This is a genomic window from Streptococcus sp. CSL10205-OR2 (assembly GCF_025660655.1).
Lineage (GTDB): Bacteria > Bacillota > Bacilli > Lactobacillales > Streptococcaceae > Streptococcus.
Genome location: NZ_JAOTIN010000014.1, coordinates 1 through 20,083, shown reverse-complemented (window position 1 = coordinate 20,083; position 20,083 = coordinate 1). Strand labels below are relative to the sequence as shown.

18 protein-coding genes are annotated in these 20,083 nt (G+C 33.5%); 14 read left to right on the top strand and 4 right to left on the bottom strand.

The window, feature by feature from the left end; translation table 11 throughout:
• Positions 1 to 155 precede the first annotated feature (155 nt).
• The 4 genes from gyrB (at position 156) to N7659_RS06975 (ending at position 5,683) form a co-directional block, all read left to right on the top strand.
• Positions 156 to 2,108, top strand: a complete 1,953-nt coding sequence (gyrB, locus tag N7659_RS06990; protein WP_263276443.1) for a DNA topoisomerase (ATP-hydrolyzing) subunit B — start codon at positions 156 to 158, stop codon at positions 2,106 to 2,108.
• Between the two features lie 84 nt (positions 2,109 to 2,192).
• Positions 2,193 to 3,917, top strand: a complete 1,725-nt coding sequence (gene ezrA, locus N7659_RS06985; protein ID WP_263276442.1) for a septation ring formation regulator EzrA — start codon at positions 2,193 to 2,195, stop codon at positions 3,915 to 3,917.
• Positions 3,918 to 3,995: 78 nt separating this feature from the next.
• Positions 3,996 to 4,664, top strand: a complete 669-nt coding sequence (gene serB / locus N7659_RS06980; RefSeq protein ID WP_317629571.1) for a phosphoserine phosphatase SerB — start codon at positions 3,996 to 3,998, stop codon at positions 4,662 to 4,664.
• A 236-nt stretch (positions 4,665 to 4,900) separates the two neighbouring features.
• Positions 4,901 to 5,683: a sulfite exporter TauE/SafE family protein gene (locus tag N7659_RS06975; protein ID WP_263276440.1), complete on the top strand. Its 783-nt coding sequence runs from the start codon at positions 4,901 to 4,903 to the stop codon at positions 5,681 to 5,683.
• 42 nt (positions 5,684 to 5,725) lie between these two features.
• Here the strand turns inward: N7659_RS06975 and N7659_RS06970 are convergent, their stop codons facing one another.
• The gene (locus tag N7659_RS06970; protein WP_263276439.1) at positions 5,726 to 6,184 is read right to left on the bottom strand and encodes a YueI family protein; all 459 of its coding nucleotides are present in this window, start codon (positions 6,182 to 6,184) and stop codon (positions 5,726 to 5,728) included.
• Positions 6,185 to 6,403: 219 nt separating this feature from the next.
• Here N7659_RS06970 and eno point away from each other — a divergent pair, with 219 nt between their 5' ends.
• Positions 6,404 to 7,711, top strand: a complete 1,308-nt coding sequence (gene eno, locus N7659_RS06965) for a surface-displayed alpha-enolase (protein ID WP_199567570.1) — start codon at positions 6,404 to 6,406, stop codon at positions 7,709 to 7,711.
• An 89-nt stretch (positions 7,712 to 7,800) separates the two neighbouring features.
• On the opposite strand, the gene N7659_RS06960 is transcribed toward eno, so the two are convergent.
• Entirely contained in the window at positions 7,801 to 8,328 is a 528-nt protein-coding gene (locus tag N7659_RS06960) for a hypothetical protein (RefSeq protein WP_263276438.1), read from the bottom strand.
• A 204-nt stretch (positions 8,329 to 8,532) separates the two neighbouring features.
• On the opposite strand from N7659_RS06960, the gene ndk reads away from it, so the two are divergent.
• The 5 genes from ndk to N7659_RS06935 all read left to right on the top strand — a co-directional run bounded on the left by ndk (position 8,533) and on the right by N7659_RS06935 (position 12,448).
• Entirely contained in the window at positions 8,533 to 8,958 is a 426-nt protein-coding gene (ndk, locus tag N7659_RS06955; RefSeq protein WP_263276437.1) for a nucleoside-diphosphate kinase, read from the top strand.
• A 132-nt stretch (positions 8,959 to 9,090) separates the two neighbouring features.
• Positions 9,091 to 9,561, top strand: coding sequence for an NUDIX hydrolase (locus N7659_RS06950; protein WP_263276436.1), 471 nt, complete (start codon positions 9,091 to 9,093; stop codon positions 9,559 to 9,561).
• Positions 9,554 to 10,018 carry an NUDIX hydrolase gene (locus N7659_RS06945; RefSeq protein WP_263276435.1) on the top strand — a complete coding sequence of 155 codons (465 nt, stop codon included), beginning with the start codon at positions 9,554 to 9,556 and terminating at the stop codon, positions 10,016 to 10,018. The genes N7659_RS06950 and N7659_RS06945 overlap by 8 nt, the downstream gene beginning before the upstream one ends.
• A gap of 38 nt (positions 10,019 to 10,056) precedes the next feature.
• On the top strand, positions 10,057 to 11,223 hold the full coding sequence (locus tag N7659_RS06940; RefSeq protein ID WP_263276434.1) for an AI-2E family transporter: 1,167 nt from the start codon (positions 10,057 to 10,059) through the stop codon (positions 11,221 to 11,223).
• Positions 11,216 to 12,448, top strand: coding sequence for a tetratricopeptide repeat protein (locus N7659_RS06935; protein WP_263276433.1), 1,233 nt, complete (start codon positions 11,216 to 11,218; stop codon positions 12,446 to 12,448). Before N7659_RS06940 ends, N7659_RS06935 begins: the two co-directional genes overlap by 8 nt.
• Positions 12,449 to 12,475: 27 nt before the next feature.
• Here the strand turns inward: N7659_RS06935 and N7659_RS06930 are convergent, their stop codons facing one another.
• Positions 12,476 to 14,128 (bottom strand): NFACT family protein, encoded by a 1,653-nt coding sequence (locus tag N7659_RS06930; RefSeq protein ID WP_263276432.1) that lies wholly within the window; start codon positions 14,126 to 14,128, stop codon positions 12,476 to 12,478.
• Between the two features lie 216 nt (positions 14,129 to 14,344).
• Here N7659_RS06930 and N7659_RS06925 point away from each other — a divergent pair, with 216 nt between their 5' ends.
• Positions 14,345 to 16,009, top strand: a complete 1,665-nt coding sequence (locus tag N7659_RS06925) for a ribonuclease J (RefSeq protein WP_263276431.1) — start codon at positions 14,345 to 14,347, stop codon at positions 16,007 to 16,009.
• Between the two features lie 122 nt (positions 16,010 to 16,131).
• Here the strand turns inward: N7659_RS06925 and mscL are convergent, their stop codons facing one another.
• Positions 16,132 to 16,500: a large conductance mechanosensitive channel protein MscL gene (gene mscL, locus N7659_RS06920; protein ID WP_263276430.1), complete on the bottom strand. Its 369-nt coding sequence runs from the start codon at positions 16,498 to 16,500 to the stop codon at positions 16,132 to 16,134.
• Positions 16,501 to 16,627: 127 nt separating this feature from the next.
• Between mscL and dnaG the strand changes: the two genes are divergently transcribed.
• Genes dnaG through N7659_RS06905 form a run of 3 tightly spaced genes read left to right on the top strand, consistent with a single transcriptional unit; the run spans position 16,628 to position 19,899 of the window.
• Positions 16,628 to 18,433: a DNA primase gene (gene dnaG, locus N7659_RS06915; protein WP_317629570.1), complete on the top strand. Its 1,806-nt coding sequence runs from the start codon at positions 16,628 to 16,630 to the stop codon at positions 18,431 to 18,433.
• Positions 18,434 to 18,442: 9 nt separating this feature from the next.
• Positions 18,443 to 19,552 carry an RNA polymerase sigma factor RpoD gene (rpoD, locus tag N7659_RS06910; RefSeq protein ID WP_263276428.1) on the top strand — a complete coding sequence of 370 codons (1,110 nt, stop codon included), beginning with the start codon at positions 18,443 to 18,445 and terminating at the stop codon, positions 19,550 to 19,552.
• An 11-nt stretch (positions 19,553 to 19,563) separates the two neighbouring features.
• On the top strand, positions 19,564 to 19,899 hold the full coding sequence (locus N7659_RS06905) for a metal-sulfur cluster assembly factor (RefSeq protein WP_263276427.1): 336 nt from the start codon (positions 19,564 to 19,566) through the stop codon (positions 19,897 to 19,899).
• The last annotated feature ends 184 nt before the right edge of the window (positions 19,900 to 20,083 follow it).

Here is a 20,083-nt window from a genome sequence, read left to right as displayed (position 1 = left end):
GCGTATATAATGAGATTATTGTGCACTTCATTTCATTGAATGAAGGTTAATAATAACAATGCATTTATAGGAAGTCCGATTGTCAAAAATGCTAAAAGCTTTCTGTTAAATGAACAGACAATCAGATTTAAAAAATAACGATAAGGTTAGGGAGAATGGTAAAAGATAAGAAAAAGAAAAAGGATTTAGCAAATGAGTACGATGCCAGTCAAATTCAAGTTTTAGAAGGCTTGGAAGCTGTTCGTATGCGTCCAGGAATGTACATAGGTTCGACATCAAAAGAAGGACTACATCACTTAGTTTGGGAAATTGTCGATAATTCCATTGATGAGGCCTTGGCTGGATTTGCTAATCATATCAAGGTATATATTGAACCAGATAACTCTATCACTGTATCTGATGATGGTCGAGGAATTCCTGTAGGGATTCAAGAAAAAACAGGTCGTCCAGCAGTTGAAACGGTCTTTACAGTCCTTCATGCTGGGGGTAAATTTGGTGGTGGCGGCTATAAGGTTTCAGGTGGTCTTCATGGTGTAGGTTCCTCAGTTGTTAATGCCTTATCTAGCCAGCTAGATGTTAAAGTATATAAAAATGGTAACATTTACTATCAAGAATACCAAAGAGGTCAGGTTGTTGATGATTTAAAAATCATAGGAGAGACAGATTTGTCAGGCACAACTGTTCACTTCACACCTGATGGTGAAATTTTTACAGAAACCTTGGAGTTTGATTTTAATAAACTAGCAAAACGTATCCAAGAATTAGCTTTTTTAAACCGTGGATTAAGAATATCAATCGCAGATAAACGAGAACATAACCCTCAAGAGTTAGAATTTCATTATGAAGGAGGGATTGCTAGCTATGTAGAGTTTATCAATACTGATAAACAAGTTATTTTTGATAACCCAATCTACACAGATGGTGAAATGGAAGGCATTGCTGTTGAAGTAGCCATGCAATACACTACTGGTTATCATGAAAACGTCATGAGTTTTGCCAATAATATTCATACTCATGAAGGTGGAACACACGAGCAAGGGTTTAGAACAGCTTTAACACGTGTTATCAATGATTATGCTAAGAAAAATAAAATCTTAAAAGATAATGATGATAATCTTACAGGTGATGATGTTCGTGAAGGATTGACAGCTGTTATTTCTATCAAACATCCTAATCCTCAGTTTGAAGGACAAACTAAAACTAAATTAGGTAATAGTGAAGTTGTTAAAATCACGAATCGTTTATTTAGTGAAGCTTTCAACCGCTTCTTGTTAGAAAATCCTCAAACAGCCAAAAAAATTGTTGAAAAAGGGATTTTAGCAAGTAAAGCCCGTATAGCAGCCAAACGCGCTAGAGAAGTCACACGTAAAAAATCCGGTCTTGAAATTTCAAATTTGCCAGGGAAATTAGCTGACTGTTCTTCAAATGATGCAGCTCAAAATGAGTTGTTCATTGTTGAGGGTGACTCTGCTGGTGGTTCAGCTAAATCTGGTCGAAATCGCGAGTTTCAAGCCATCCTACCTATCAGAGGTAAAATTCTCAATGTAGAAAAAGCAACCATGGATAAGATTTTATCCAATGAAGAAATCAGAACCATCTTTACAGCCATGGGAACAGGATTTGGTAATGATTTTGATGTTGAAAAGGCACGTTATCATAAATTAGTGATTATGACTGATGCTGATGTTGATGGTGCACACATTAGAACTTTATTACTAACCTTGATTTACCGCTTTATGCGTCCTGTATTAGAAGCTGGATTTGTTTACATCGCTCAACCACCAATTTATGGTATCAAGGTTGGTAGTGAGATTAAACAATATATTCAACCTGGTCCAAATCAAGAAGAAGAACTAAAAGTAGCTATGCAAAAGTACAGTGAAGGTCGCTCTAAGCCATCTGTTCAACGTTATAAAGGATTAGGAGAAATGGATGATCACCAACTTTGGGAAACGACTATGGATCCAGAGAGACGTTTAATGGCACAGGTTTCCATTGAAGATGCTGCTGAAGCTGATCGTGTTTTTGAAATGCTCATGGGTGATAAAGTTGAGCCAAGACGAGAATTTATTGAAGAAAATGCTGTTTATAGTACTTTAGATATATAAGCTTTTGAAAACCACATAGAAGTATGGTATAATCGTAATGTTATAGACCATATTAGTAAAAAATGACAAGTTAAGGAGATTAAGATGACCAGTGGAATCGTCTTATTAATAGTAGGAATTGTTTTATTAGTTATCATTGCTTATCTTATAGGTGCAATTATAAGAAGACGTAATGATGCCTTGATTATAAAACTAGAAGAAAGAAAGCAAGAGCTTTTTGATTTGCCTGTCAATGATGAAATTGAAGAAGTTAAGAATCTTCATTTGATTGGCCAAAGTCAGACCGCTTTTCGTGAATGGAATCAAAAATGGGTTGATTTATCACTCAATTCTTTTAGTGATATTGAAAACCACATTTTTGAGGCTGAAAATCTAAATGCTACCTTTAATTTCTTTAAAGCCAAAAATGAAATTAACAGCATTGAAAGCCAATTAAATTTAGTTGAAGAAGATATTAAAGGTATTAGAGAAGCACTTGAAGTTCTTAAGGAACAAGAAGGGAAAAATAGTTCACGAGTAACACATGCTCTTGATATGTATGAAACCCTTCAAAATGACATTGCTGAAAATGCCGATAATTACGGTCCCACTATGACTGAAATTGGTAAACAGTTAAAAAATATTCAAGGTGAGTTTTCACAATTTGTGACTTTGAATTCCTCTGGTGATCCAATTGAAGCGGCTAATATTTTGGAACGTGCTGAAGAACATACCATTGCTCTTGGTCAAATTACTGAAAAAATTCCTGCCATTGTGACAAAACTAGAAGATGATTTTCCAGATCAGCTTGATGATTTAGAAACAGGATATGGTCGTCTTTTGGAAGAAGATTATCAATTTACTGAAGATGATATTGAAGTGCGTTTCCAAGAAATCAGAGAAGCGATTGCTAAAACAATTGAAGATTTATCATCGTTAGATTTAGATAAAGCAGAAAGTAGTAATCAAGATATCCAAGAAAATATTGATTCTTTATATGCTTTGTTTGAAAAAGAAATTGCCGCTTTCAAAAAGGTTAATAAAGAAAAAGTTGTTATTCCAAAATTCATTAATCATAATAAAGAAAACAATCAAAAATTAATTGATGAATACCAACGTTTATCTCATCGTTATCTTTTAGATGAAAAAAATATCGAAAAATTAGAAACGTTTAAAGAGCAATTATTAACATTAGAATCTGAAACAACTACTGTCATTGAAGCTATTGAAGAAAGAAAAGAACCTTTCTCAATTTTAAAAGATTCTCTTGCTAAAACACATGATCATTTGTCAGAAATTGAGCAAGAACAATTTGCTATTTTAGAGACATTTAAAGATATTGAAACACTTGAAGAGACATCACGTCAAACGCTTGATAATTACATCAACAAACTTCATATTATTAAACGCTATATGGAGAAGAAAAATTTACCTGGCATTCCACAATATTTCTTAAGTACTTTCTTTACAACTAGTTCTCAGCTAGAAGCTTTAAGAGATGAGCTTAGTCGTGGAAGAGTGGATATTAATGTCGTCTTAAAACTGACTGATGCTGCAACAGGAGCTCTAACAACACTTGAAGAGACAACTTATCAAGTTATCGAAAATGCTACCTTGACAGAGCAACTACTACAATATTCAAATCGTTATCGTAGTTTTGAAGCATCTGTACAAGAAAGTTTTGAGAGAGCTTTAGAATTGTTTGAAGTTCATTTTGATTATCAAGCTTCGTTTGAAGAGATTTCTTATGCACTTGAAACAGTTGAGCCTGGTGTTACTGAACGTTTTGTAACCTCTTATGAAAAAACAAGAGAGAAAGTTGGCTTTTAAAATAGTCATCGCTAGAAGCACTTAACCTTAATTTCCTTGTTAAATAGGAATTTCTAAGGCAAGGTGCTTTTTTAACAAATAAAACAAGAAAATGGAGAAAAGATGGCAGAGATAAATGGCTTATTGGTGATGGATGTTGATTCAACCCTCATTCAAGAAGAAGTGATTGATCAACTAGGAGAAGCTATTGGTAAAGGTGAAGAAATAGCAAGTATTACAGATCAAGCAATGAGAGGAGAGTTGGATTTTAGACAGTCCTTGGAAAAACGTGTTTCTCTTTTAAAAGGATTGTCAGATAGTATTTTTGAAGAGGTGTTAGCTAATCTACACTTTACGATTGGGGCTGAAAAATTAGTTTCAGAACTCCATAGACGTGGTTACAAGGTGGGACTCGTTTCAGGTGGTTTTCACGAAATTGTTGATAAACTAGCTGAAAAATTAAGGATTGACTATGTTAAGGCTAATCGTTTAGAAGTAAAAGATGGTATTTTAACCGGTCGTGTGACTGGTGATATTGTCACTAAAGAGGTTAAAAAAGAAAAATTAGAAGAATGGGCAAGTAAAAATCAGCTAGACATGTCAAAAACGGTCGCAGTAGGTGATGGTGCTAATGATCTCTTAATGTTAAAAAGAGCGGGTCTTGGAATTGCTTTTTGTGCCAAACCTATTGTGAGAGAACAAGCTGATTATCAGATTACTGAGCCAGACCTTTATCAAGTGATTTCACTGATTGATAATTATCTATAAATACTAAAGAGGATAGGATTAGACACCTAGCCTCTTAGTTTTTTGTTTTCATTTTATTTAAGGAATTTTATTAACTCATCTAACATACTTTAATAATTATATGATAATATATTACTGATATTTTTCCATATTTTAAATAAGTCATTTCTTTTTGGATAAAATTATCCTCTTCTTGTTGCTATTTTATCAATTTTTTTTTAAACTAGAAGGTACTAATAACTAAAAAGGAGTCACTCTTGATTATCTTAATTTATATCCTTATTGTTTTATTTGCCACATCCGTCGGTGCGACAACTGGACTTGGTGGTGGTATTATTATTAAGCCATTATTTGACTTAGTTGGTTTTCACAGTGTAGATGAAATTGGTTTTTTCTCATCAGTTGCTGTTTTTTCGATGTGTGTGATTTCTCTTTATAAACAACTTCGAAGAAAGACAGAATTTAATAAAAATATTGTTTATTCACTATCTTTTGGATCAGTAATTGGCGGTTTTTTAGGTGAATATGCTTTCCAATTTATTTTTAATATTTGGAATAACCAACAAGTGAAAGCAGTGCAAGGAAGTATCTTATTACTGACTCTCCTAATAATATTATACTATACTCTCTCTAAAGGAAGAATCAAGAATCTTCAGGTCAAAAATACTTTAGCTAGTATGTCAATTGGTCTTTTTCTTGGGATGATTTCTGTCTTTTTGGGAATTGGTGGTGGACCGTTAAACGTTTCTGTTCTCATGTTTTTCTTTTCATTTACCATTAAAGAAGCCTCTTTTTACTCCTTGGCGACAATCTTTTTCTCACAATTATCAAAATTAGGAATTTCTGTTCTTGGTGGTAGTTTTATCGCCTACGATTTAAAAATAATTCCTTTTTTAATCATCACAGCAATAATTGGTGGACTAATTGGGACAAGACTTAATCAGTCCTTATCTATTAAAAGAATTGAGCAACTCTATTCCTTACTAATTATTTTTCTTATTTTATTATCAACCTACAACGTTGTTGTTAATTTATTATAGTGAAAGAAATCCTCCCTTGACAGTTGATGTCAGGAGAGGTTTTTATTTTTTAAAGAGTCGCTTAAAGAATGATTTTTTTTGAGGAGTTTTTTCTTCTTTTGTTTCAGAAAGAAGTTGAGGAAAGACATCATAAATATCCGTTTTTTCAACGTATTCAGGAGATTGCGTATGAATAACAATCCCAAATGGAGACTTTGATGTTTTTTCATCAATAATAGTAGCAGTAATGCTTTTTTCTTGAGCTATTTTTAAATAGTGCATTTGAAGATTGAGAGCTATTTGTGGAGAGATTTTAACAAATAAATTGTCATTATATTCCTCACTAAGGTGTTCAAGTGCTTCTGAAAAGAATGATTTCACTTGTTCTGTATCAGTATTTTCAATGAGAATCGTAAGAACAACTCGTTCAGAAAATGTCCCAAGATAGTAGCGCTGTTCATCAGGATTTAAACGTTTTTCGCCAAGAGCACCCTTTAAAACCTTTTCGTGCAAATCTGTCATAAGTCACCTCTTTTTATTCCTATCACTATTATACACTAATTTTTTAGAAAAGTAGAAGAGATGCCTTTCATATATTTTGTAATAATGAGAATTATCAGTATCTTTAAATCCTTATTTAACAAGAACTTGTTTTGTTTTTGAAAGGTAAAATCTTGCTTATGCTGTGAGATTGTGGTATTATTAACATGTAAAAAATTAAACTCATAAGGAGAGTATTATATGTCAATTATTACAGATGTTTACGCTCGCGAAGTCTTAGACTCACGCGGGAACCCAACACTTGAAGTAGAAGTTTATACTGAATCAGGTGCTTTTGGACGTGGAATGGTTCCTTCAGGTGCTTCAACTGGTGAGCACGAAGCAGTTGAACTTCGTGATGGTGACAAGTCTCGTTACCTTGGTCTTGGAACTCAAAAAGCTGTTGACAACGTAAACAACGTTATCGCTGAAGCTCTTATCGGTTATGATGTTCGTGATCAACAAGCTATTGACCGTGCGATGATTGCTCTTGACGGTACTCCAAATAAAGGTAAATTGGGAGCTAACGCTATTTTAGGTGTTTCTATTGCCGTGGCGCGTGCAGCAGCTGATTACCTAGAAATTCCTCTTTACAACTATCTTGGTGGATTTAACGCTAAAGTTCTTCCAACACCAATGATGAACATCATTAATGGTGGTTCACATTCTGATGCACCAATTGCTTTCCAAGAATTTATGATTGTTCCTGTTGGAGCACCTACTTTCAAAGAAGGTCTTCGTTGGGGTGCAGAAGTTTTCCATGCTCTTAAGAAAATTCTTAAAGAACGTGGTCTTGTAACTGCTGTTGGTGACGAAGGTGGATTTGCACCTAAGTTTGAAGGAACTGAAGATGGTGTTGAAACAATCCTTAAAGCGATTGAAGCAGCTGGATATGAAGCTGGTGAAAATGGTATTATGATTGGTTTTGACGTAGCATCATCTGAATTCTACGATAAAGAACGTAAAGTATACGACTACACTAAATTTGAAGGTGAAGGTGCAGCTGTTCGTACTGCAGCTGAACAAGTTGATTACCTTGAAGAATTAGTTAATAAATACCCAATCATTACTATCGAAGATGGTATGGATGAAAATGACTGGGATGGTTGGAAAGCTCTTACTTCTCGTCTTGGTGGACGTGTACAATTGGTCGGAGATGACTTCTTTGTTACAAACACTGACTACCTAGCGCGTGGTATTGCTGAAAATGCTGCTAACTCAATCCTTATCAAAGTTAACCAAATTGGTACATTGACTGAAACTTTTGAAGCTATTGAAATGGCTAAAGAAGCAGGATATACTGCAGTTGTTTCACACCGTTCTGGTGAAACTGAAGACTCAACAATTGCTGACATTGCTGTGGCAACAAATGCTGGTCAAATTAAAACTGGTTCATTATCACGTACAGACCGTATTGCTAAATATAACCAATTACTTCGTATCGAAGATCAACTTGGTGAAGTGGCTGAATACCGTGGTTTGAAATCATTCTATAACTTGAAAAAATAAACCTTGATTTAATAAGGTTTTAAGCCCCCTAGTTTAACTAGAGGGCTTTATTTATGTAAAAAGGGACAGAAAAAGGGCAATTTTTTATATTATGGAATTGTTGTTGCTAGTAAATCTTCGTTTTTGTTTGAAATGGCAACAACTCTATCAAAATCATCTTCAGTTTCATACACAAAAGCAACATGAATCAAATCATTTGGTAATTTTTTAGCAATATCAGAGAGCTGTCTTCTGATAGTCATAATTTTTTCTTTTTGATCAACTGTTGCAGTACCATTTTCTATTGCTGCTATTGCTTCATTGATTGGTACTGCTAATTCGTCATCTAAGGAGACCTCAATAACATTTTTTATTTCAGGGAATTCTCTATAAGCAGCATTGTCTTCAACAGAAATATCAATTTCATCAGATAAATTAGGATTAAATGTTTGACGTAACTGGCTGATAATGTCAGTATAATCACTTTGATTGGTATTGCCAATTGAGAAAGTAGATTCAGAGGTTTGATTTACTGTTTTCTGGTCATTATTATTTGTTATTTCCTTATTAGCTGATTGACAAGCTGTTAAGGTGATAAAAGTGGTCAATAATAAAATTGATAATAGTATTTTTTTCATTAAAAACACTCCTTTCTTTTTGAAGATTAAAAAATGAATTACTACGACTAATAGAAAAGCATTTAATTATTTTTCTGTCTTTATTATATCATTGTTTTCAAGAAATTAGCTATTTAGTAGTTATTAGAAGCTTTAAAGCTTTTAAAATTGTTTTTGAAAGGGTTTTCATGTTATAATATAAGAAAAGAATTGTGAGGAAAGATGATGGAAAAAACCTTATTTATCATTAAACCAGATGGTGTGAAAAGAGGATTAGTGGGAGAAGTCATTAAAAGAATTGAGCGTCGTGGGTTTATTATTGAAAAATTAGACATGCGTATGGCAACACAAGAATTATTAGAACAACACTACGAAGCGCTTATTAAAAAACCGTTTTTCCCAGAACTAAAAGACTATATGACAAGTGGTCCGATTGTTATTGGTGTGATTTCAGGCAACCGTGTTGTCTCATCATGGCGAACCATGATGGGTGTTACAAATCCTAAAGATGCTCTACCTGGTACTATTAGAGGAGATTTTGCTCAGGCTCCAGGAGAAGAAGGTGGTATTTTTAATATTGTGCATGGTTCAGATTCAACTGAAGCAGCTAAAAGAGAAATTGCTATTTGGTTTGATCAAACTAAGAAATAATCAAAAAACATTAGACTTGTTCTAATGTTTTTTTAAATTTTTTTAGTTCAAGTTTCTTTTAAAAGGAAAAGGTTAGAGTCACCATAATTTTTGAAACTTTGGTATAATGAATAAAAAGGTTTGGGAGAAATAATGGTAAAATTAGCGACGATTTGCTATATTGATAATGGTAAGGCATTACTATTACTTCATAGAAATAAAAAAGAAAATGATATTCATGAGGGCAAGTGGATTAGTGTTGGTGGTAAAATAGAACTTGGTGAAAGTCCTGAAGAATGTGCTAAACGTGAAATTTTTGAAGAAACAGGTTTGACTGCAACAAAAATGGACTTTAAAGGCATCGTTACTTTCCCTAGTTTTACGCCTGAAAATGACTGGTATACCTATGTTTTTAAGGTGACAGGATTTGAAGGAGAACTGATAAAAGATTCCCCTGAAGGAACACTAGAATGGGTGCCTTATAATGAAGTTTTAAAGAAACCAACCTGGGAAGGTGATTATGAAATGTTAAAGTGGATCTTGGAGGATTATCCTTTCTTTTCAGCTAAATTTTCCTATGTTAATGAAAAATTGGTGGATAAAGAGGTCCTATTTTATGATTAATAATGATTTTAGACACGAACGAAATCAAACAGTTTTTAGTGTCAGAGGCTCAGCCATTATTATTGAAAACAATCAGTTGTTGACTTATTATAATGAAGAAAAAGAGGCTTATTACCTACCAGGTGGTGCTATTGAAATTGGTGAATCTACAAAAGAAGCAGTGAAACGTGAAGTGATGGAAGAATTAGGTGTTGCTTGTCAAGTCTCTGACTTACGATTTGTTGTTGAAAATGAGTTTTCTTTATCAAAGAAAAATTTTCATAATATTGAATTTCATTACGCTGTTACCTTATTAGAATCTTCGCCTAATTATATTTTTGAAGATGGGAATTTGCCTGTTAGATGGTTAGCGTTAAATGACTTGGCTAGCTACAATCTCAATCCTGGATTTTTAAAAGAAGCTTTATTACAGCCCCAAACGACCTTACAACACATTGTCAATTTAAGGAATAATTAATAAGATAATTTTTATAATAACATATTAAAGAGGATACCATGAATAATTTTAGAGACAAAAAATTTAGTTTCACCTGGTTTTTTAAATGGTTTGTAGATAATAAGGCTAATGTCGTTTTATTATCAATGCTATTGGTTTTTCTAAATATTTTTGTATTGACAAAGATTAGTTTTATTTTTACACCAATTATCACTATTATATCGATTATTATGTTGCCGATAGTGATTTCAGGCTTACTTTACTATCTTTTAGACCCTATTGTTTCTTTTTTTGAGAAAAAAGGACTCAATAAAATAGCTTCCATTACTATCGTTTTTGTGATGGTGTTTGGACTTTTAATTTTAGGAATAGCAAGTATTATTCCTACAATACAAACACAAATAACCTCTTTTATCAATGACTTACCAGACTATATCACAAAATTAGAGAGTCAGCTCACAGAGTTATTAAAAGATGATCGCCTTGAAGCCATGCGTCCTCAATTATCTGAAATGATTGATAATTTTAGTCAAACAGCTATTGATTTTGTTCAAAGTTTTTCTAGTCAGGCTGTTGATTGGGCAAGTAAATTTGCTTCTGCTTTGACTAAAATAATGTTAGCTGTGTTAATCTCACCCTTCATCTTATTTTACCTATTAAGAGATAGCAACCAAATAAAAGGTTCGATTGTTTCTTATTTACCAACTAAAATTAGAAGACCAATGGCACGTATTTTAACTGACGTTAACAAACAGTTATCAGGTTATGTTCAAGGACAAGTAACAGTTGCTATTGTTGTTGGTTTAATGTTTTCTATCATGTTTAACATTATCCAACTACCTTATGCGTTTACCCTAGGGATTATGGCTGGATTTTTAAATATGATACCTTACTTGGGTAGTTTTTTAGCCATGGTTCCAGTTGTTATTTTAGCCATTGTTGATGGTCCAGTGATGCTAGTTAAGGTTATCATTGTTTTTACCATCGAACAAACTATTGAAGGACGTTTTGTGACGCCACTTGTTTTAGGGAGCAAATTAAACATCCATCCTATCACTATATTATTTATTTTATTAACAACGGGATCAATGTTTGGTCTTTGGGGTGTCTTACTTGGTATACCTGTTTATGCCTCATTAAAAGTCGTGGTGAAAGAATTGTTTGAATGGTATAAGTCTGTTAGTGGGCTATATGAAGAAGATAAAAGAGAGAAGATTGATGACTAATAGTGAAAAAATGCTAGAGGCAATTGAAAATAAAAATTTAGAAGGTGCAGACTATTATTTTAATCAGGCCCTCTTACATGATAGTGATGACATGTTGCTTTCTTTGGCAGAATACTTAGAAAGCATTGGTTTTTACCCACAAGCAAAAGCAATCTATTTAAAGCTAAAAGCTTATTACCCAGAAGTAAATATTAATCTGGCGCAAATTGTGGCAGAAGAAGGTGATATTGAAACAGCTTTTTTATACCTTGATGAGATTTCAAAAACAAGCGAGCATTATCTTTCTGCCCTATTAGTTATGGCTGATTTATATGATTTAGAAGGTTTGACAGATGTTGCGCGTGAAAAATTAGTTGAAGCTAGTCAGTTAAGTCAAGAACCACTTATTGTTTTTGGCTTGGCTGAAATTGAGTTGTCTCTGGAGCATTACCAAGAAGCTATTAATGAATATGCCAAATTAAACCATCAGGAAATTTTAGCATTAACAGGTATCTCCACCTATCAACGAATTGGTAAATCCTATGCTAGTCTAGGAAAATATGAAGTAGCTATTGAATTTCTAGAAAAATCTCTGGAATTTGATTATAGCGAAGATACTATTTTTGAATTAGCCACAATATTGTATCAACAGCAAGAGTATCAAAAAGCTAATATCTATTTTAAACAATTAGATAATCTTTCCAGTGAGTTTGCTGGTTATGAGTATGTTTATGCCTTATCACTCCACGAAGAAGATCAAATTCAAGAAGCTCTTAAGGTTGCTCAACAAGGATTATCTAAAAATGAATTTGATAGTCAATTATTATTGTTAGCTTCACAATTATCTTATGAGAATCATGATATTAAAGCAGCAGAAGCTTATTTATTATCTGCTCAACAAATTGTAGAAGACAAAGAGGAAGTCTTTTTACGCTTGACAACTCTTTACCTGGAAGAAAAACGCTATGAAGACGTCATTGCTTTGAGTAAAGAGTCTATTGATAATGTTTTAACCAGATGGAATATCGCTAAAGCTTATCATGCACTTGAAGATGAAGAAAAGACAATTGCGTCTTATGAAGAATTAGTCAATGATTTAAAAACTAATCCAGAATTTCTCAAAGATTATTTTTACGTTTTAAGAGAATATGGTGACAATGAAAAGATGAGACGAATTGGAGAGAATTATCTCAAACTGGTGCCAGATAACTTGGAAATTGTTCATCTATTAGAAGAATGGGATTAAAAAAACACTTGCCTGTGCAAGTGTTTTTTATGACTGTCTCATTCTATTAATTTTTTCTTCATCAGGGGTTACCCTTAAGGTTTTTTGCCCAGTATAGGTGACAAAACCTGGTTTTGATCCGGTCGGTTTATTTAATTTTTTTGCTTCAATCATGTCTACTTGAACAAGATTAGAGAGTCGTGCTTTAGAAAAATAGGCGGCAAGTTCAGCAGCATCAGTTTTGACCTTATCACTAGGATCTGGGTTATTACGAATAACCACATGACTACCTGGAATATCTTTGGCATGGAACCAGAGATCATTTTTCTGAGCAATTTTAAAAGAAAGGTCGTCATTTTGGAGGTTATTTTTACCAACCAAGATAAGTGTTTTTCCATCACTCGCTAAGTACTGTTCAGGTTTTTGTTTTTTATGATGTTTATCACGTCTTTTTTGTTTGATAAATCCTGTTTCAATCAATTCTTCTCTGATATCAGCAATTTCAGAAAGAGTTGCCTGATTAAGAGCCGTTTCAACGGTTTCTAAATAAGCAATTGTTTCTCTGGTTTCTTTGAGCAAATGACTGAGATGTTTCACAGCTTCTTTTAATTTTTGGTATTTCTTAAAATAGCGTTGAGCATTTTGATTAGGAGTTAAAGCTTTATCTAATGAAATAGTTATCTTTTCTCCTGTGTAATAATTATCAAGAGTAACCTGGTTTTGATTATTTGGAACACTCCTTAAAAAGGTTGTCAATAATTCTCCTTTTTGACGGAATTCTTCTGCATTTTCAGTATCTTTTAATTCTTGCTCTTGTTTTTTTAATTTTTTCTTATTTTTTTGTATTTCCGTATTAACACGGTGGATTAAATCATTGGCTTGTTGATTGATCCTATCTTTTTGTACCTTATCTTTATAATAGACGTCTAACATTTCCGATAAACTCGAAAAAGTTTCTTTTGAGTCTGAAAATAAAATGGCTGAGAAGGATTTTTCTGTAAGACTAGGTGTTGTAAGCTGATTAAAAAAGTGACGAAAGGCTTGAAATTTTTCATTGGTTAGTCTTTGACTAAGTTCTATTGCAGTATCGCGTCCCAATCCTTGAAATAGCAGTTGTAGGTTTTTTGGGTTAAGTTCATTAGTCTGCAAAGACTCAAATAATTTTTCATCAGAAATCTCAAAAGGATTGATGCTATTAGTTTTTGGTGGCAAAACATAAGAACTGCCTGGTAAAATAGTGCGATAGCTATTTTGTGAAAAACCAACGTGTTTGACTGATTCAATAATTTTGCCTTCATTTTTATCAATCAAGATGATATTTGAGTGTTTTCCCATTATCTCAATCATCAAAGTTACTTTGATATGATCACCAATCTCATTTTTATTGGAAAAGGTCATTTCAACAATACGATCATTTTCCAGTTGTTTGATATCTTCAATGACAGCACCTTGAAGGTATTTTCTCATAATCATTGTAAAAGTGTTTGGTGTTTGTGGATTAGAAAAAGTGACTTGAGTGATATGAAGTCTTCCAAATACGGGATGAGCAGATAGGAGTAATCGATAATTTTGACGATTTTGACGAATAGATAAAACCAACTCATTTTCAAAAGGTTGATTAATCTTTTGCACACGACCAAATAAAATTTCTTCTTTTAATTCTTTAACCATATGGTGTAAAAAAAAGCCATCAAAAGACATAACATTCCAACTTTCAGTTTTATGTTGTTATTATACCACAGTTCATTCATAAATCGTATCAATGCTTTTGATAAAGTCGTTCTAGTGTCCTTTCATTGAAAAAATAAGGGAAAAGTTGTATACTAAGAAAGTATGCAACACTGTTGCAATCGCTGTAATTCGACTTGTTTAAAAGCAAGGACCGTTAGTATTAAAAAAATAATTAAGGAGAAAAGAGTGACAAATATAAAAATCATTGCCCTGGGCGGTGTAAGAGAAAATGGTAAAAACTTCTATATCGTAGAAGTTGGTAAAGCCATTTATATTTTAGATGCAGGATTAAAATATCCTGAAAACGAACAATTAGGTGTGGATGTGGTTATCCCTAATCTAGACTATGTTTTTGAAAACAAAAAAAGAGTTAAAGGCATCTTTTTAACCCATGGACACGCTGATGCTATTGGAGCGCTTCCTTATCTTTTAGAAGAAGTGAAAGCACCTGTCTTTGGTTCAGAATTGACAATTGCTCTAGCAAAATTGGTGGTTAAAGCAAATGATGCCACTAAGAAATTTAATAATTTTCATATTGTTGATAGTGATACAGAAATTGAATTTGGTAAAAACACCATTTCCTTTTTTAAAACAACACACTCTATTCCAGAGAGTTTAGGAATTGTGATTGGTACATCAGAAGGTAATATTGTCTATACTGGAGACTTTAAATTTGACCAAGCAGCTAGTCATCTTTATCAAACTGATTTTGCTCGATTAGCAGAAATTGGTAGTGAAGGTGTTTTGGCTCTTCTTTCAGATTCTGCCAATGCAGAAAGTAATTTCCAAATTGCTAGTGAAGCAGAAGTTGGCGATGAAATCAATAACGTCATTGCTGATTGGGAAGGTCGTATTATTGTTGCGGCTGTTGCAAGTAACTTGGCAAGGATTCAGCAAGTTTTTGACGCTGCTGAAAAACATGGCCGTCGTGTTGTGTTAACTGGTTTTGATGCTGAAAATATCGTTAGAACAGCTCTAGATTTGAAAAAATTATCTCTATCTGATAAAAAATTGTTAATCAAGCCTAAAGAGATGGATAGATTTGATGACAGTGAGTTAATTATTCTTGAAACTGGACGTATGGGTGAACCTATCAATGGTCTTAGAAAAATGTCGTCTGGTCGTCACCGTTATGTACAGATTAAAGATGGTGATCTTATCTATATTATTACTACACCAAGCATTGCTAGTGAAGCTATTGTTGCGCGTGTTGAAAATATGATTTACAAGGCTGGTGGAGTGGTTCAATCCATTACTAAAAATTTACGTGTCTCAGGTCATGCTAATGGGAGAGACTTGCAGTTGATGATTAATCTCATGAAACCTAAATACCTTTTCCCAATTCAAGGAGAATACCGTGAATTAGCAGCTCATGCAGGCTTAGCACAAGAGATTGGTATGTTCCCTGAAAATATTTATATCATGAAACGTGGAGATGTCATGGTTCTACAAAAGGATCGCTTCTTAAAAGAGGGAACAGTTCCTGCCAATGATGTTTTATTAGATGGTAATGCAATCGGTGATGTTGGTAATATTGTTTTAAGAGACCGCAAGGTTTTATCAGAAGATGGTATTTTCATTGTTGTTATTACTGTGAATAAACGTGAGAAAAAAATTGTGTCTAAAGCTAAAGTTAACACACGTGGCTTTGTTTATGTTAAAAAGAGCAGAGATATTTTGATTGATAGTGCTGATTTGGTTAACGAAACAGTAGAAAAATATTTAGCCAAAGATAGTTTTGAGTGGAGTGAATTGAAGTCTTCCATTCGTGATGCTGTTAGTAAGTTCCTCTTTGAACAAACAAAACGTCGTCCAGCAGTTTTACCTGTTGTTATGGAAGTACGTTCGTAAAATTCAGTTCTAAAACGAATAGTTAAATCTAAGATTAAAATCAAATGTTTAAAAATAAAAAAGACAAGCACTAAGTTAGTGTTTGTCTTTCATTTCAGATTCAAAAATTTATATGGTGACTATTATTTTTTTGCTAATAAATCACGAATTTCAATAAGTAGTTCTTCTTGAGTAGGTCCAGCAGGCTCTTCTTCAACAACTTCATCAGTTTTACCTATAGCCATTGCACGTTCAGCAGCTTTAACAATAAAGAAGAGAACTGTACCAACAATCAAGAAACTCACAACGGCATTGATAAAGTTACCAATAGCAATAGAGCCAATTTTGATACTAGAGAAATCAGGTTGACCAACAATCATACCAATGATTGGTGTAATCACATCTTCAACTAAAGAAGTAATGACAGCACCAAAGGCACCTCCTATAATCACAGCGACTGCTAGATCAAGGACATTTCCTTTAAACAGAAAGTTTTTAAGATCTTTAATCATATGTTTTGTGCTCCTTTCACATTTGATTCTTGAGAATTATAACGTAATTCTTTTGTAAAAGCAAGTAAAGCGGTTTTTAAAATTTACAATTATAAGTGACTATGCTATAATGAAATATAAAAATAAAATGGGATTTTTGTGTAGAGGTGATGATTTGGCAATTGATAAAACAATGATTTCAGACATCAAAAATAGCATTAATATCGTTGATATTATTGGCGAGGTTGTCGATCTCACAAAATCTGGTCGTAATTACCTCGGTCTTTGTCCTTTTCATCAAGAAAAGACCCCGTCATTTAATGTTATTGAAGATAAACAGTTTTACCACTGTTTTGGTTGTGGTAAGTCAGGTGATGTATTTAAATTTCTTGAAGAATATCATCAAATTACATTTTTAGAGAGTGTCAAAATTTTAGGAGAAAGATCTGGTTTTTCAATTAGTAGTCAATCTCTTGGTGAACAAGTGAAAAAAAAGCATCCTCATCAAATCATTTTTGAGCTAAATAAAGATGCTGCCAAATTTTATCATGCTGTATTAATGACAACAACTGTCGGTCAAAAGGCAAAAGAATACCTCTATGAACGAGGTTTAACGGATGAGTTAATCACTTATTTTAATATTGGATTAGCACCAGACGAGACTAATTATCTTTTTCAAAGCATCTCTTCTAAGTATGAAGAAAAAGATCTGACGGCATCGGGATTATTTAATATTAGTGATAGCAATCAATTATATGATGCTTTTAGAAATCGTATTATGTTTCCTCTAACAGATGATTCGGGTAATACTATTGGTTTTTCTGGTCGTATTTGGACAAAAGAGGAAATTAGTCAACATCAAGCAAAATATAAAAACACAAGATCGACACCATTTTTTAATAAATCCTACGAATTATATCATTTGGATAAGGCAAAAGCAGTTATCAAAAAAACAGATGAAGTGTATATTATGGAAGGATTTATGGATGTCATAGCAGCTTATCGTTCAGGGATAAAAAATGCTGTCGCATCAATGGGAACAGCACTTACGACTGATCATGTTAGACATTTGAAAAAATTTGCTAAAAGGGTTATCTTAACTTATGACGGTGATTCTGCTGGACAAGAGGCTATTACTAAGGCGCTTGATATATTGAGTGATTTGACAGTTGAGATTGTTAAAATGCCACAGCAGATGGATCCTGATGAATTCGTTAAAAAGTATTCTGAACAAGAATTGGTGTCTCTTTTAGAGCAATCACGAATCAGCAGTATTGAATTTTTAATGCAATTTTACATGCCCAAAAATAGTGACAATCTTCAAGCTGAAATTTCGTATGTTGATCAAATGGCACAATTAATCGCCAAAGAAAAATCCATCACTGCTCAAAACACCTATATCTATAAGTTGGCAGAGAGACTTCCAGATTTTGATTATCTACAAATTGAACAGGTGGTTAATAATTACCGTCTTACTCAACGGTCGTCAAAATCAAATGCTAGAATGAGTCTTTCGTCTCTTAATCATGAGATACAAAAAGTAGGGCATACGACTGGGCTTCTAAAAGCAGAAAATCAATTATTTCATCGTTTAATTCATCATGAACATTTATTAAATGCTTTTAGAAATAGAGATGATTTTAAATTTGAAACAACAGAACTTCAGTTTTTATATGGTATTTTAAAAGAAAAAGGAGAAATTACTACTTTAGATTTGGATCAACTAACTGATAGTCAAAGACAGGCCTATTATCAAGTTTTAGAAGAAAATCTACCTGATGAGATAGCCGAAAATGAAATTGAAGAAATTGAAGAACGGCGTAATTTCTTTTTAAGAGAACAAGACTTAAAAAAACAAAGTCAATTTATCCGTGAATCAAGCAATCAAGGTGATATTGACAGTGCTATATCAGCACTTGAAGCTTTGATTGAGCAAAAGCGTCATATGGAATAAAGGAGAATTATGGTAAGTAAAAAAGAAATGTCAACGTATAATGTGCAAGTCGCAGATTTTATTCGTAATCATAAAAAAGCGGGAACAGCAGTTGATGATGAAATTACAGAAAAACTGGTTATTCCTTTTACACTAGATGCCGATCAAATTGAAAATTTATTAGAACGTCTGACAGACGGTGGAATTTCCATTACTGATAAAGAAGGTAATCCATCAAATACCTATGCTGTTGAAGAAATTAAACCAGAAGAATTAACCGATGAAGAACTTCTTGGTAGTAATTCTGCAAAGGTCAATGATCCTGTACGCATGTACCTAAAAGAAATTGGTGTTGTGCCTCTTTTAACCACAGAAGAAGAAAAAGAATTAGCTGTTTTAGTTGATCAAGGAGATGCTTTAGCCAAGCAACGTCTAGCTGAAGCTAATCTACGTTTAGTGGTGTCAATCGCAAAGCGCTATGTAGGTCGAGGCATGCAGTTTCTTGATTTGATTCAAGAAGGTAATATGGGCTTGATGAAAGCAGTTGATAAATTTGATTATTCTAAAGGTTTCAAATTTTCAACTTATGCCACATGGTGGATTAGACAAGCCATTACTCGTGCTATTGCTGACCAAGCTCGTACCATCCGGATTCCTGTTCATATGGTTGAAACAATTAATAAGTTGGTTCGTGAGCAACGTAATCTTTTACAAGAATTGGGGCAAGATCCTACACCTGAACAAATAGGTGAACGTATGGAGATGACACCGGATAAGGTTCGTGAAATCTTGAAAATAGCACAGGAACCTGTGTCATTAGAAACACCAATCGGTGAAGAAGATGATAGCCATCTTGGAGATTTCATTGAAGATGAAGTGATTGAAAATCCTATCGACTACACCACTCGTGTTGTCTTACGTGAACAGCTAAACGAGGTTTTAGATACATTAACTGACCGTGAAGAAAATGTGCTTCGCCTACGTTTTGGGTTGGATGATGGTAAAATGAGAACCTTGGAAGATGTTGGTAAAGTATTTAATGTGACGCGTGAACGTATTCGTCAAATTGAAGCAAAAGCTTTAAGAAAACTGCGTCATCCAAGTCGTAGCAAACAATTGCGTGATTTTATTGAAGATTAGGAGAAGTATTTATGTCAGAAAAAAACTATTCTCTTGAAGAAGTCGAAATCATCAAAGGAAAAATTTTAAAGGCACTTGAACAAGTGATTGATCCTGAACTAGGCATTGATATTGTTAATCTTGGCCTTGTTTATGAGATTAGATTTGATGATGACGGTGCAACTGAAATTGATATGACCTTGACAACTATGGGTTGTCCCCTAGCAGATTTACTAACAGATCAAATTCACGATGTGATGAAAGGTGTTCCAGAAGTCACCAATGTGGATGTTAAACTCGTTTGGTATCCTGCTTGGTCTGTTGACAAAATGAGTCGTTATGCAAGAATTGCACTAGGTGTGAGATAAAGAAAATCTCTATGATGATCATGAACTGCACCCCAAAAGTTGGACAAAAAAGGCTCTTTGTCAACTGTAGTGGGTGACTAGTCATCAAGATCGGGAGAGAATCACATTGATTCTCTCCCTTTTAATGTTCAAAGCGATGAGAATTTTTGTTTTAAAGTTGTTAAAGTTTCTAAACCCAAAGGCT

Coding starts and splice junctions, on each gene's coding strand:
- gyrB (WP_263276443.1), top strand. CDS start 156: ATGGTAAAAGATAAGAAAAAGAAAAAGGATTTAGCAAATGAGTACGAT.
- ezrA (WP_263276442.1), top strand. CDS start 2,193: ATGACCAGTGGAATCGTCTTATTAATAGTAGGAATTGTTTTATTAGTT.
- N7659_RS06970 (WP_263276439.1), bottom strand. CDS start 6,184: ATGACAGATTTGCACGAAAAGGTTTTAAAGGGTGCTCTTGGCGAAAAA.
- eno (WP_199567570.1), top strand. CDS start 6,404: ATGTCAATTATTACAGATGTTTACGCTCGCGAAGTCTTAGACTCACGC.
- N7659_RS06960 (WP_263276438.1), bottom strand. CDS start 8,328: ATGAAAAAAATACTATTATCAATTTTATTATTGACCACTTTTATCACC.
- ndk (WP_263276437.1), top strand. CDS start 8,533: ATGGAAAAAACCTTATTTATCATTAAACCAGATGGTGTGAAAAGAGGA.
- N7659_RS06950 (WP_263276436.1), top strand. CDS start 9,091: ATGGTAAAATTAGCGACGATTTGCTATATTGATAATGGTAAGGCATTA.
- N7659_RS06945 (WP_263276435.1), top strand. CDS start 9,554: ATGATTAATAATGATTTTAGACACGAACGAAATCAAACAGTTTTTAGT.
- N7659_RS06940 (WP_263276434.1), top strand. CDS start 10,057: ATGAATAATTTTAGAGACAAAAAATTTAGTTTCACCTGGTTTTTTAAA.
- N7659_RS06935 (WP_263276433.1), top strand. CDS start 11,216: ATGACTAATAGTGAAAAAATGCTAGAGGCAATTGAAAATAAAAATTTA.
- N7659_RS06930 (WP_263276432.1), bottom strand. CDS start 14,128: ATGTCTTTTGATGGCTTTTTTTTACACCATATGGTTAAAGAATTAAAA.
- mscL (WP_263276430.1), bottom strand. CDS start 16,500: ATGATTAAAGATCTTAAAAACTTTCTGTTTAAAGGAAATGTCCTTGAT.
- dnaG (WP_317629570.1), top strand. CDS start 16,628: ATGGGATTTTTGTGTAGAGGTGATGATTTGGCAATTGATAAAACAATG.
- rpoD (WP_263276428.1), top strand. CDS start 18,443: ATGGTAAGTAAAAAAGAAATGTCAACGTATAATGTGCAAGTCGCAGAT.
- N7659_RS06905 (WP_263276427.1), top strand. CDS start 19,564: ATGTCAGAAAAAAACTATTCTCTTGAAGAAGTCGAAATCATCAAAGGA.